Below are 12187 nucleotides of genomic sequence, written 5' to 3'. Positions count from 1 at the left end.
ATATAAATAAAAAAAGAATCTTCTCCTTAGCGGAAAAGATCCTCGGTTCCTAACGACTTGCTTACTTAGCGGTAAAATGTCCGGTCGTTTGTCCGACGACCAGCTCCGGCTTAATTAAGGTTTTGCTGTACTTCTTGCCCTTACCTTCTCCGTTCTCAATAATTTCGAGCAATGTGTGGGCCGCGCGGTAGCCCATATCATGCTCGAACTGCTTGATATGGGTGAAGATGCTGAACTCCTCTACGATCGCTGTCGGGTCGTCAAAGCTAATGATGGACAAATCCTCCGGCACCTTCAATCCGGCTTGGCGCGCCATTTGATAAATTTGCACCCCAAGTCTTCCGTTCAGCGTGATGTATGCCGTTGCCATTCGACTGCGGATATACCGGAATAACGGATGTTTCTCCGAATCTTTCAGACTTTCCACCTGAAAGCCGGTAATCATCTGAGCCGGATTTATGAGCGCCCCCTTGTTCTTCAGAGCACTCATATATCCTTCAATCCGCTCTTGAACCGTTACCGTTTGCAGCGGAGAATCGGAACAAATCGCAATCTCCCGGTGTCCGAGCTCCCACAGATAATCGACTGCGAGACTCGTTCCAAGCTTGCCGTCAGCGGCAATGTAATGGGTTTCCACGCCCGGCAGGTACCGGTCGATAAGCACGAAAGGATAGCCGGTGAACTTCATGCTGAGAATCTCCTCGTTGTAATTTTCTTCGTCCACCGGGAAAACCAGCAATCCTTCCGCTCCGATTTCCTTGAGCGTTTTAAAAGCCTCTTTTTCCTTTTCCAGCTTGCCTTCCGACAAGAGGATCATGCTCCGGTAGCCTTTCTCATTGAGCGCCCTTTGGACGCCTTCGATCAGACGAATAGCGAAATAATCGTAAATGGAAGGCATAACAAGGCCGATAATGCGCGTACGAAGGCCATTCTCTTCCCCCGCCTCGATAGAACTTGTTGCGGACCCTTCAACCTCTTGCACCGGCATCGGCTTCTGGCCGCTGACAAAGCTGCCCTTCCCGGGCACCCGTGTAATAATATTATCATTCGCTAATCCGGTCATAGCATTAACAACCGTAATCTTACTAACGTTGAACCGTTTCATAAGATCCTTTTCCGTCGGAATGCGATCCCCCGTCTTTAAGCCTTCCGAATCAATCAGATCGCGGATATAGTCCTGAATTTTCTGATAGAGCGGGGTGCGGACTGTTGAATTCATAGCAATCACCAAACTTCATATTGATATTTGTAATATATATTATATGGTTAATCACTATTACGCAAGACCTAGTCCATCGTCGAATGAACTTATAACATATATAATATATATTATAATCTCGATCACTGCTGCTGGATTTTTGCCGATAGGTCCATAAGACGCAAAATAAAGGAGCCGGATCATTCGGCTCCTTGTTTCCTTGCCGGGCTCACCGCTCACGGTGCCGCAGTCAGAGTTTGCCGCTGTGCCCCTACCAAGCGTTCACGCCCAGACGTTCGAGGGTCTCCCGGATAAAGGCCGGCTCATCCTCCGGCATGCGCGATGTCACCAGATTGCGGTCTACGACAACCTCTTTGTCGACGAAATGCCCGCCTGCCGCTTCGATCTCGCCGGAAATGCCCGGAAATGCCGTCAACGTTCGGCCTTTAAGCAAACCGGCAGCGGCCAGCACCTGCGGGCCATGGCATATCGCAGAAATTGTCGCGCCTGCCTTATCCGCTTTCTGCACGAACGCCTGCACGTCCGCGTCATTCATCAGATGGGAAGGCGATTTGCCTCCAGGTATGATGACAGCGGCATAATCGTCCGCAGCGACTTCTTTTATACCCAGATGCGATGTATAGTTGATCGTGCCCTGCTTGCCCTTCAGCTCCTCATTGGCCTTCAAGCTGATAATAACGGTCTCGTGGCCGTTCTTCACCATCTCATCGAAGGGGTTCTTCATCTCGGAATCTTCAAAGTCATTCGCCAGCAGAAAAGCAACCTTTTTCGCTTTCGTCATCTTTTGCACACTCCTCTCATTCGTATAGCCATAAATTACTATACCCTAATGTCGCAAATTTGAAGCAGCGCGTTTTCTACGAAGCGGAGCGTCCGCTCGGTCACTGCCGTCAGCTTCGCGAAGGCTCCTATTAGATAAGGCTGTGCCTTTTCCCTTTCCATCCTGCTGATCTACCTCTGCAACAAAGTATAACCCTTACAAATTACTCATAACTTAGCGACCGGTACATTCAAGCATAGATTCTCACAATTACCAATTAATTCAGCGAAGTGCATAAGTCATAACATATAGCCAGTATGACTATTTGTACAATAACGTTCCGCTATCAGGTTGATCATACAAAGGGGTATCCTGCGAGCTGCAACATGCTGCTCGCAGGATACCCCTTTTGTTTTGCCAATAGGCGAGCCCAGCTTATTCCACTGCGCGGAAACGGTACATCTTGCTCGCATAGTCGCCATGGAATTGCGGCGTTGCAAGACCCGCGTACATCAGCTCATCGCCGCCGTATACGGACTCCTGCCCGTCAAGCTTATAATCCCGCTTCGGATCAAGCCCTTTCAGGAGGAAGCGATTCAGCTTCGGATTCGGCTCCTGCAGCACCGATACATAAACGACGAACGCTTCGCTCTGATTCTTGGATACGAACATCCACGCCGTGTCGTTCCCCTCGAACGGACTTAGCAATCGGTAAAAATTGCCGAATTGTACGAGATGGCGCACGTCCTTGTAAAGTGCGACCTGTGTCTTGACGGTTTCCTTCTCTTGTTCGGTAAAGCGCGTAAGGTCGAGCTCATAGCCAAAGTTGCCGGACAGCGCGACATTGCCCCGCGTCTCCAAGGAAGTAATGCGTCCGACCTGATGGTTAGGGACGGCCGATACATGCGAACCCATGGAGCTCACCGGATAGACGATGCTTGTGCCGTATTGTATCTTAAGCCTTGAAACGGCATCCGTATTGTCGCTTGTCCATGTCTGCGGCATGTAATAGAGCATGCCCGCATCGAAGCGGCCTCCGCCGCCCGAGCAGCTCTCGAACAGAACATGCGGGAAAGCCGACGTAATTTGCTCAAGCACCTCGTATAAACCGAGCATGTAACGATGAGCCGTCTCCCGCTGCCGCTCCGCCGGCAGCAGCGCCGAGCCGATTTCCGTCATATTCCGGTTCATGTCCCACTTCACATACGTAATCGGAGCGCTGGACAAAATGTCCGAAATCGACTTCACGATATATTGCTGCACGTCTTTGCGGGACAAGTCGAGAATCAGCTGATGCCGCGCTTGCGTGCGCCGGCGGCCTTCTACGTGCAAGCACCAATCCGGATGCGCACGATACAGCTCGCTTTCAGGTGAAATCATTTCCGGCTCGAACCATAAGCCGAACTGCATATCAAGACGTTTAACTCGGCTTACCAGATCCTCGAGGCCGTTTGGCAGCTTGCTGCGGTCCACGAACCAATCGCCAAGCGAGGTCGTGTCATTGTCACGCTTCCCGAACCAGCCGTCATCAAGCACGAACAGCTCGATACCGAGCTCTTGTCCGGTACGGGCGATCGCTTCGATTTTATCCGCATTAAAGTTGAAATACGTCGCTTCCCAGTTGTTGACGAGAATCGGGCGCGTCTGGTCGCGGAACGTGCCGCGAATCAAGCGGGTGCGGTAAAGATCATGGAAGCTGCGCGACATGCCGCCGAGCCCATGCTCGGAATGAACCATAACCGCCTCCGGCGTTTGGAAATGCTCGCCCGGATCAAGCCGCCAATTGAAGTCGAAGGGGTTGATCCCTATAAACAAACGTGCCGAATGGAATTGGTCGACCTCTACGCCTGCCGTAAAGTTGCCGCTGTATACGAGGTTCACCCCGTACACGTCGCCGTGATCCTCGCTTGCCCCTTCCGATAGAAGCGCTACGAACGGATTTTGCATATGGCTGCTTGACCCTCTGCGGCTTTCGATCGATTGCAGGCCAGGCTCAAGCTTACGCTTGTGTATATGGCGCTCACGCGTCCATGCGCCGGATAGCTGAAGCATTTCGAATTGATCATGCGGCATATCCAGGCTCAAACTGAAGGCGCGCTGCAGCTGCAGCGTGTCCGTTCCGTTGTTCACTAGTCTAGCTGAGCGGGTAATCGCATCAAACTCTTCAAACACCGTATAGGAAAGAATAACAGATAAACCGGTTAGTTCGTCCTTCAACGTAAGCTCCAGCGTTTGCGCTTCCTTATCACTTTCTACATAGGTTGCAGGCAATCCCGCAAGCGCCGGCTTGCCTTGTACAATTGCATGTGATTCATAACGCAAATCGGTTATCGTCGTGCCGTTAGGCAGCATGACTTGATAGGCAGGCATCCGGAAATCGGAATTTCCGTAGCCCGGGTATTCCTGAGGAAGCGTGTCCAGCGACAAGGCCAAATGATCCAGCTCCGTGCTCGGAGAGAAGGAAGCACGCTCCTTCAGCTCAAGCAAGCGCTCCAGCTTCATGCCGCGTATTTTTTTCCCCCAATAGAGATGCGCGACATAACCTGTTTTTGTAACGTGAATGACATAGCTCGTATCTTGAGCTTGAAGATGGAATAGCGAACGCTGTTGATCATACTGAATAGTCATAATGAATTCCTCCCATTTAATTTGCTGCCGCAGCTCTCCCTAACGATCAAGGTAGTATTAATCGTCATATGCACCGCAGCTTCCCGCCCTTCGATTCTCTCAAGCATCAGCTGTACCGCCGATCTTCCCATATGCTCCGTATGCGCGCGTACGGTCGTCAAGGGCGGATTAAGAAATGCCGATACTTCGATATCGTCAAACCCGACGACAGCCATTTCCTCCGGAACCCTCACGCCATGCTCATGTAACGCCCGCAAAGCGCCGACCGCCATCGGATCGCTTCCGATAAAGCATGCGGTCGGCTTCGCTTCCAGCTGAAGCAGCCGGTTCATCGCTTCATAGCCGCCATTCGAGGACCATTCCGTTTGCATGACAAGCGTTTCCTCATAAAGTCCAAGCTCGCCAAGCGCCTTCTCGAAAAAAGCGCGGCGAAGCTCGACTACGACAACGTCCTCTTCCTGGCGATTGAGCCGATGAATGTGATCATTCCCGCCAATATAACCGATCCGCGCATGCCCGAGCTCTCTCAAATGATTAATAACGGCTCTTGTTGCCTGTTCAAAATGAAGCTTCACCGTATCGTAATCGTTCAACTCTCTCGAATGATTGACGAATACGAGCCGGTGTCCATGTCTAAAAAGCTGGGTTACGTCCTCCTCGGCGATAGATCCGACGACGATCAAGCCGTCCAGCTCATGCATGGGCTGAAATTCTGCCCGGCCGTTTCCTCGCAACACCTTATTAATGCTAATGCCGAGCTCCTCGCAGCGCATTTCAATTCCTTTGCGGATCGAAGAAAAATATGGATCGCTATGCTCATCCTCCGGCGTCGACCACATGAGTAAGCCGATTTGCTGACGCGACAGCTGCTCTTCCTTCTTCATTCTTCGCAATCTCGACGGCTTATATTGCAGCTTCTCGGCAATGCTGAATATACGGGCACGCGTTTCCTCGCTAACAGCCAACGCAGCGTCATTGTTGAGCACTCTGGATACGGTGGCTGCCGATACTCCCGCCTCATGCGCAATATCTTTTATAGTCGCCATGTCACGCTCCAAATTTAGTTAATAAATTTACTGAACAATAATATTTTAGCAGACCGGTATAAAGTCCACAAGCGTCTATGCAACTTTTAAGATCAAATCACGTCTGACTTTATGAGAATGCTTCAAACAAAACCGTATTTAGAGGTGATCGAAGGATGAAAAAAACAATTCTGATCCTTTCTCTGCTGATTCTCCTATCCGCATGCAGCAATGCTGCCACGAACGATTCAGGAAACGGTAATTCAACTGCAAATCCAGGCCAAAATCAAAATACGGGCGCGGCGAAGCCCAGTCCCGCACCTGCGGAAACGAACACAGACGGCGAGGAGCAGCCTGTTAAAGCAAAAACCGAGCAGGAAGCGGCGGCCGCGGTCATTCTCGCACTTAAGGATGCGGACCTTGCGACGCTCGCAAGCTATATCCATCCGGACAAAGGATTATTATTCTCTCCTTATGCCCATATCGAAACCGTATCCGCTAAAGTGTTTCAAGCTGCAGACTTGCCGGCTATGTCAGATCCGACCGTCTACAACTGGGGCTCCTATGACGGCACCGGCGAGCCGATTGAGCTGACGTTTCAGCAGTATTACGACAAGTTCGTTTACGGCAAGGACTTTATGGAAGCAGAGACCGTCGGCGTTAATGAGATTAAAGGGATGGGAAATACGCTTGTCAATATTGAAGAGGTGTTTCCGGGCAGCTTCGTGATGGATTATTATTTTAGCGGCTTTGATAAGCAGTATGAGGGAATGGATTGGGAAAGCCTTATTCTCGTGCTTGAGGAGTTTGTGGGAGCTTGGTACGTAAGCGCAATTGTCCACTCTCAGTGGACGATCTAAAGAATAGCCGGGTGCAAGAAGTGTAACTAAAACAACATGCTGCCTCCCTTGCAATGGGCGGCAGCATCGTTTAAAAATCTTTTCGTCTCATGACCAATAGAGCTGTCATAAACTACTTCGATCAAATTTTTAACAAACGGTGCTTAAGCACATGAATGTCATGGTCATGTTCCGCCGTTTTGTCCAATAGATACGCCGTAGATTCTTGAAAAGCCGTGTTTTGCCGTTCGATTCGCTCGAGTCGTTCATTTATTAACGAAATATCCTCTTTCATTGAGCTAAGCTCATCTTTCATCGACCTTTGCTCACTAAGCACACTGCCCACCATACCAATCAGCTGCTCCATCAAGCCTTCCAGACGTTCAAGTCGTTCCTCTGACATTGAAATCCTCCTTAATTAAACATTTGCGAAGCAAATGTACTTCATAGCGTAGCTGCGTAGGCATAAATGCGATTAATCCATTGTACCAAACAAGCGTTCTTATTACAACCTCGGAAATATCATCAGGCTTCTGCTGTAAGATGATCCATATAAAGCTTGGCGAACTTAGGTGCCGGCACCGGCGGGCTGAAAATATAGCCTTGCACCGCATCGCAGTTATGCTCGCGAATGACTCGCAGCTCCTCCTCTGTCTCGACACCTTCGGTCACCACTCTTAAATTCAAATTATGCGCGATAACGACGACCGATTTAAAAATCATTTGCTTCTTATAATCGCTGACGATATCGCTGATAAACGATTTATCTAGCTTCAGCGTGTGCAGCGGTATATTTTGCAAATAGCTGAGCGAGGAATACCCCGTTCCAAAATCATCAAGCGACAGCTTGACGCCCAACTGCTGAAGCTCATGCAATATTTTGAGCGTGTACTCCTGGTTGTCCATAAAGATAGATTCCGTAATTTCCAGCTCGATCTGCTCCGGCCTGATGCCCGCATCCGAAAGAATACGTTCGATCGTATGGACAATCTGCTTTTGCTGGAATTGAATCATCGACATATTGACGCTCACCGTCAGCCGTGGCAGCCCCATCCGCTCCCACTCGCTCATTTGCCGGCATGCCGTATACAGCACCCATTCTCCCAACGGAATAATGAAGCCCGTCTTCTCTGCTATGGGAATAAAATCAAGCGGCGAGACCATACCCAATTCCGGGTGCTTCCACCTGATCAAGGCTTCCGCTCCATTAATCCGGCCGGTCTTTACATCGATCTTCGGCTGGTAATATAACATAAATTGTCCCAGCTCCAATGCGTTAAGCATGCTGTTCTCCAGCATAATTTCCTTCTTCGGCACATCGTTCATCGAAGGAGAATAGATCTTGCAGGTGTTGCGCTCCTTCTTGGCCACGTACATCGCAATGTCGGACTCCTTCACCAGCTGTTCGCCCGTACCGGGCAGCAGCTCGTGGTGAATGCTCATTCCGATGCTGGCCGTTATGTAAAACATCCGATCCCTCAATCGCAGAGGCTCGGCAATGCCCGACAGGATGTCCTCCGCTGTATGCAGCGCTTGATGCAGATGGCTCACATTTTCAAGCAGCGCAATAAACTCGTCGCTTCCGAAGCGAAATACCCGTCCCTTGTCCTGAACAACTTGTACGATTCTCTCGGACACCTTCTTTAGCAGTTGATCGCCCATAGCATGATCCAGCGTATCGTTGATCACTTTGAATCGATCAAGATCAATGAAGAGCAAAGCAAGATGTCCGTCCTCCATTGCTGTTCGGGACGAAACTTTTCCTTCCACATGCAGAAGATACGCATAACGATTGGGCAGTCCGGTCAATAAGTCATGCGTGGACTGATATTCGATCAGCAGTTGCGCTTCCTTGCGCTGGTCGATCATATGATTGAAATGCTTCGCCATAAATTCGAATTCATCATTCGTCTGAATGTCCAGCTTTTTATTTTCATTGCCGAAGGAGACTTCGGAGGTTGCCTGAACAACTTTATGGATATTGACCAGGATGATTTTCCGAACGAGCAGCCCCATCATAAGCGTTATAAACAGAAGCGCGAACGCCGTGATCATAAGCGACTCCCATAAGCTCTTGTAAAATTCAGTCAGCATATTCTTCTTCGGTATGACGGTTTCAATATGCCAAATCGCATTCTTGATCACAATCGGATAAAACATTCGCAGCACGGTTCCGCTGCCATCGGCATCACGCGTATAGCGAAAATAAGGCTTCGTGCCTTTCATCGCTTCAAGCTCATTATCGTCCGACCATCGCTCATAGGGCTGCATCACTAGCTCCGAATTACTGCCATTGGCTAAATACTTGTTTTCTGTCGTTATGATGTTAGCGTATCCGCCTAAGGGGCGAACTTCTTCGATATGCTTCTGTACCGAATCCAGTGAAAGATCGGCTCCTACAATTCCCAAAAACCGGCCTTGCGTATCCATTATAGGAAGCACGAGCGAGGTCATTAAAATGGTTTTGCCATCGACTTGATAGGCATAAGGCTCGATTAACGAAAACGTCTTTGAACGTTTCGGAATTTGATAATAACTTCCATCGACCTGATCCTCATAATGCTCGAGAGCATGAAGCTGAATCTCCCCATCCTTACGCACCGCGTAGGGAATGAAACGTCCCGTATCATCGTCATAGCTGTTTTTGTTACGGTAGGCGTCGTCCTTTCCATCGAAAGCGTTTGGCTCCCAAAGCGTATAGACGCCTAACAGCTGAGGCTGCTCGCGAAGCAGCTTCTGGAGCTTTTCAACGATAATTTCGCGGTCCTGCATTTGATCACTGCGCATCTGTACCATAATGGCTTCCAGCTTATCGAGCTTTGCAATGGTTTGGTCCAGTGATTTGGTGAGAGGATATATGTAGGCCATCGACTGCGTTTGCGAGAGCAGCTCGCTTTCACGCAGGTTCAAATGATAAAGCTTAATAAGGTGGGCGGATACCAATATACCAAATGAAAGAATAACAAGCAGGCCCAAAGAAAACATTAATTTTTGAGCGATGCTTAGCCTTATCTTTCTCATCTTATCGATCAGCCCCTTGTTGTCGAACAAAGAAATAAAAACGACGCAATATGTCAAATTATGATATGGCTCTAGTATACTTGACATTTCTCCTTGAACACAATGCTTGAAATAGGCAAGAAACACTATATTTATCGACAAAAAACTACTTTTCACCTGTTGTTTAAACAAGGCAAGGGACTATTGGACCTAATGTCTTCTTTATAGATAGCGCCCATGCTGGGCGCACTAAAAAAGCGCATCAGCCTCTATTAGGCAGATGCGCTCCATATCAGCGTCTTTGTTCTCAATAAACATCGGCGGCACTTCCTCTACGGCTGGGCCCTGCTGCTCGATAACGAGACGGCGGTTTTGCAGCTTCCCCCAATCCATCGTGATCACCAAGCATAGCTTTGCGGAGCACTGAAATCACATATAAACAGTCGATGTATAATGCCCAAAACGCCCTAAACTAGTATGCGCACAATTTTCGAATAAAAAATAAGGCCGTCCCTAGTCATTAATGAACTAGAAACGGCCTGCTTCATGCCAATCTTATACTTGGTTTTGCTTGTCCTTCTGCTGCTTGTCCTGCGCATCCTCGCCGGCGCGATCGTGATCTTCCAAGCGATGAGGACGTTTGCCTTTGCCCCCGTGCAGCTTATAAAGCTCTTCGCGCAGCTGCTTTGCCGTCTTGCCATCCGTCTTGATGCCATGCTCATCGGCTATTTTTCGCAAATGCTCCAGCCGCTTAGCCTTATGCTCCGCCTTGAAGGCTTCCCATTTGTCCTTGTTGGCAACCTTTGCTGCCTCCACTTCCTTCTTGAGCTGCTGGACGGTTTTGCCTTCCGTTTCGATGCCGAAATAAGCTGCGGCTTCCTTCAGCTTCTCCAGCCGGTAAGTTTCAAAATCCTTGCGTGTCATTTTTCCCTTGTGATGCTTATACTCGCCATCCTCATCGGACGTTGTTGGATGCTTAACAAAATGTGCTGCATCCGGCAAGGCCGTTACCGATTGCGCCGCCCATACGGGAGCGACTGAGAACAGCACAGCTAGCGCCACAGCCGGGACTAACCATTTTCTAATCATTTGCTGCCACACCTTTCTATTGCAATCGTGATGAAAAGGCTGGATTAGCCTCATCTGGCTTATTTTGCCCAAGCATACGAATGAATAGTCATATGTCCGCAAATTTCGACAACTCTTCAAATCTCTTCATCAAGCTTCACGCCTCTGTATTCTCGGTTTGCTCCAGATGCGCCAGCTCGCTTCGCAGCCAATCCTTGGAGAAATGCTCTCCGATAAATACGGCGACATCGTTCACATGCCCCTGCGGCTCGATTCTCATGAAGTCGGATTCCCGATAGGCATATTGGAAAAGGAAGCGGCTCGGCGTATCCGTAAACGTCACGATTCCCTTCGCCCGGTAAATCTCATTCGGCAAACGCTGCAGCAATGCCTCGAACGCCTTGCTGCAGACCGGACTGCTCCAATAATGAGTTACGACCAGTACATGATCATGCGAGTGATGGTGACCGTCATGGGTGTGATGATGAGCGTGCCCGCTATGATTATGGGAGCAGCCGACATGCGTGCAAGCTTCGCCTTCTTCGCCATCCATAGAGTCAAGAGAAAAATCTTGCGTTTCTTCTTCGCTATCCAGCCAGCTCCAATCATCGATCGCGCATCGAATCGTTGCCGTAATCCGCGCATGGGCATTCAGCTCCCGCAGTTGCTGCTGCGCCTCTACGAGCTGTTCGGGCTCCAACTTATCCGCTTTATTCAACAGCAGCAGCGTAGCGCACCGGATTTGCTCACTCATCAGCTTAAAGGTGCGTCCTTTACCGTCGCGGCCGCGCTCCAGCAGCTCCGGCCCGTCTACGACGGTAATGACGCTGCGAAGGTCGATCGCCTTATACATGGCCGCCTCCGTTACGCCGTCCAACGTTTCCATCGGATTGGCAGCTCCCGTCGATTCGATGAATATCACATCAGGCTGATGTTCTTCAATGAGCATGCTGATCTCCATGCCCAAATCGCCGCGTATCGTGCAGCAAATGCAGCCGCTAAGCATTTCGGCCATAGGCACCTCTGCGTCCAGCAGTTGCCCATCCAGATTGATATCGCCCAGCTCGTTCATGATGACGGCCGGCTTCTTCCCCTGAGCCTTGCAGTATTCCAGCAGTCTCTGCAGCAGCGTTGTTTTACCGCTCCCAAGAAAGCCGGATAATAGATGTACCGGTATGCTTTGTTCACTATGTTTCATGTTTGCTTCTCCCGTTCAATGAAATGAATGCTTCTCAATCATCTTCTATTATATCGTAACCGTTACGCTCGTTCATCTTTTATTCATGAACAATTCAAAATCCCCAAGGCTCAGGCACTTGGGGATTTTTTAACCTATTTCAGTTAGTGGAAACGCAATTATGCCGATTTACAAGTAAGCTCCGTTGACGATTACCAGCATGCACGGGATATGATGACAAGCAGAATGAAAAGGACAAGAATACCGCCTACGCTTGTGAATGCTCCGCCAACTCCAGGTCCGCAATGTCCAGCTCCTGCAACCGGATAATGACAGCAGTGTCCTGCGCCGGCACCTGCTACTCCATAGCTCATTTGTTCATCTCCTTTTTGTTAAGGTACAGTATCCTATGATTCAGAGATAAAAATGTATAGGCAATTCGGCAAAATGTGCTCCTGCTCATTTTCATCA

At 49.4% G+C, this 12187-nt stretch carries 12 protein-coding genes; 1 reads left to right on the top strand and 11 read right to left on the bottom strand.

Going from position 1 to position 12187, the window contains the following annotated elements; all coding sequences use genetic code 11:
• Positions 1–61 precede the first annotated feature (61 nt).
• From L1N85_RS11125 to L1N85_RS11110, 5 genes are all read right to left on the bottom strand, one after another.
• On the bottom strand, positions 62–1219 hold the full coding sequence (locus L1N85_RS11125) for a GntR family transcriptional regulator (protein WP_235237769.1): 1158 nt from the start codon (positions 1217–1219) through the stop codon (positions 62–64).
• 250 nt (positions 1220–1469) lie between these two features.
• On the bottom strand, positions 1470–2000 hold the full coding sequence (locus L1N85_RS11120) for a type 1 glutamine amidotransferase domain-containing protein (RefSeq protein WP_235237768.1): 531 nt from the start codon (positions 1998–2000) through the stop codon (positions 1470–1472).
• Positions 2001–2038: 38 nt separating this feature from the next.
• Complete coding sequence (locus L1N85_RS27140; RefSeq protein ID WP_268818240.1) at positions 2039–2161, bottom strand: hypothetical protein; 123 nt, start codon at positions 2159–2161, stop codon at positions 2039–2041.
• Positions 2162–2414: 253 nt separating this feature from the next.
• A complete protein-coding gene (locus L1N85_RS11115; RefSeq protein ID WP_235237766.1) occupies positions 2415–4607 on the bottom strand; it encodes an alpha-galactosidase in 2193 nt (730 codons plus the stop codon).
• Complete coding sequence (locus tag L1N85_RS11110) at positions 4604–5653, bottom strand: LacI family DNA-binding transcriptional regulator (RefSeq protein ID WP_235237763.1); 1050 nt, start codon at positions 5651–5653, stop codon at positions 4604–4606. Before L1N85_RS11110 ends, L1N85_RS11115 begins: the two co-directional genes overlap by 4 nt.
• A gap of 155 nt (positions 5654–5808) precedes the next feature.
• Here L1N85_RS11110 and L1N85_RS11105 point away from each other — a divergent pair, with 155 nt between their 5' ends.
• The gene (locus L1N85_RS11105; protein WP_235237761.1) at positions 5809–6492 is read left to right on the top strand and encodes a hypothetical protein; all 684 of its coding nucleotides are present in this window, start codon (positions 5809–5811) and stop codon (positions 6490–6492) included.
• Between the two features lie 121 nt (positions 6493–6613).
• Here the strand turns inward: L1N85_RS11105 and L1N85_RS11100 are convergent, their stop codons facing one another.
• The 6 genes from L1N85_RS11100 to L1N85_RS11075 all read right to left on the bottom strand — a co-directional run bounded on the left by L1N85_RS11100 (position 6614) and on the right by L1N85_RS11075 (position 12090).
• Complete coding sequence (locus L1N85_RS11100; RefSeq protein WP_235237759.1) at positions 6614–6874, bottom strand: SadB/YajI family lipoprotein; 261 nt, start codon at positions 6872–6874, stop codon at positions 6614–6616.
• A 122-nt stretch (positions 6875–6996) separates the two neighbouring features.
• Positions 6997–9492, bottom strand: a complete 2496-nt coding sequence (locus tag L1N85_RS11095) for a bifunctional diguanylate cyclase/phosphodiesterase (protein ID WP_235237757.1) — start codon at positions 9490–9492, stop codon at positions 6997–6999.
• A 228-nt stretch (positions 9493–9720) separates the two neighbouring features.
• Complete coding sequence (locus tag L1N85_RS11090; RefSeq protein WP_235237752.1) at positions 9721–9864, bottom strand: hypothetical protein; 144 nt, start codon at positions 9862–9864, stop codon at positions 9721–9723.
• Between the two features lie 162 nt (positions 9865–10026).
• A complete protein-coding gene (locus tag L1N85_RS11085; protein ID WP_235237751.1) occupies positions 10027–10560 on the bottom strand; it encodes a hypothetical protein in 534 nt (177 codons plus the stop codon).
• 136 nt (positions 10561–10696) lie between these two features.
• Positions 10697–11737, bottom strand: coding sequence for a CobW family GTP-binding protein (locus L1N85_RS11080; protein ID WP_235237749.1), 1041 nt, complete (start codon positions 11735–11737; stop codon positions 10697–10699).
• A gap of 191 nt (positions 11738–11928) precedes the next feature.
• On the bottom strand, positions 11929–12090 hold the full coding sequence (locus tag L1N85_RS11075; RefSeq protein WP_235237745.1) for a hypothetical protein: 162 nt from the start codon (positions 12088–12090) through the stop codon (positions 11929–11931).
• Positions 12091–12187: the final 97 nt, after the last annotated feature.

The sequence above is a fragment of the Paenibacillus alkaliterrae genome (assembly GCF_021532375.1).
GTDB classification, from domain to species: domain Bacteria; phylum Bacillota; class Bacilli; order Paenibacillales; family Paenibacillaceae; genus Pristimantibacillus; species Pristimantibacillus alkaliterrae.
The sequence above is the reverse complement of the archived record's forward strand: the minus strand, read 5'-3'. Positions and strand labels throughout refer to the sequence as shown.

What these genes read in the sequence shown, in the direction of transcription:
- L1N85_RS11080 (WP_235237749.1), bottom strand. Translation starts at nt 11,737, where the DNA reads ATGAAACATAGTGAACAAAGCATACCGGTACATCTATTATCCGGCTTT.
- L1N85_RS27140 (WP_268818240.1), bottom strand. Translation starts at nt 2,161, where the DNA reads ATGGAAAGGGAAAAGGCACAGCCTTATCTAATAGGAGCCTTCGCGAAG.
- L1N85_RS11095 (WP_235237757.1), bottom strand. Translation starts at nt 9,492, where the DNA reads ATGAGAAAGATAAGGCTAAGCATCGCTCAAAAATTAATGTTTTCTTTG.
- L1N85_RS11125 (WP_235237769.1), bottom strand. Translation starts at nt 1,219, where the DNA reads ATGAATTCAACAGTCCGCACCCCGCTCTATCAGAAAATTCAGGACTAT.
- L1N85_RS11085 (WP_235237751.1), bottom strand. Translation starts at nt 10,560, where the DNA reads ATGATTAGAAAATGGTTAGTCCCGGCTGTGGCGCTAGCTGTGCTGTTC.
- L1N85_RS11075 (WP_235237745.1), bottom strand. Translation starts at nt 12,090, where the DNA reads ATGAGCTATGGAGTAGCAGGTGCCGGCGCAGGACACTGCTGTCATTAT.
- L1N85_RS11115 (WP_235237766.1), bottom strand. Translation starts at nt 4,607, where the DNA reads ATGACTATTCAGTATGATCAACAGCGTTCGCTATTCCATCTTCAAGCT.
- L1N85_RS11090 (WP_235237752.1), bottom strand. Translation starts at nt 9,864, where the DNA reads ATGGATTGGGGGAAGCTGCAAAACCGCCGTCTCGTTATCGAGCAGCAG.
- L1N85_RS11100 (WP_235237759.1), bottom strand. Translation starts at nt 6,874, where the DNA reads ATGTCAGAGGAACGACTTGAACGTCTGGAAGGCTTGATGGAGCAGCTG.
- L1N85_RS11110 (WP_235237763.1), bottom strand. Translation starts at nt 5,653, where the DNA reads ATGGCGACTATAAAAGATATTGCGCATGAGGCGGGAGTATCGGCAGCC.
- L1N85_RS11105 (WP_235237761.1), top strand. Translation starts at nt 5,809, where the DNA reads ATGAAAAAAACAATTCTGATCCTTTCTCTGCTGATTCTCCTATCCGCA.
- L1N85_RS11120 (WP_235237768.1), bottom strand. Translation starts at nt 2,000, where the DNA reads ATGACGAAAGCGAAAAAGGTTGCTTTTCTGCTGGCGAATGACTTTGAA.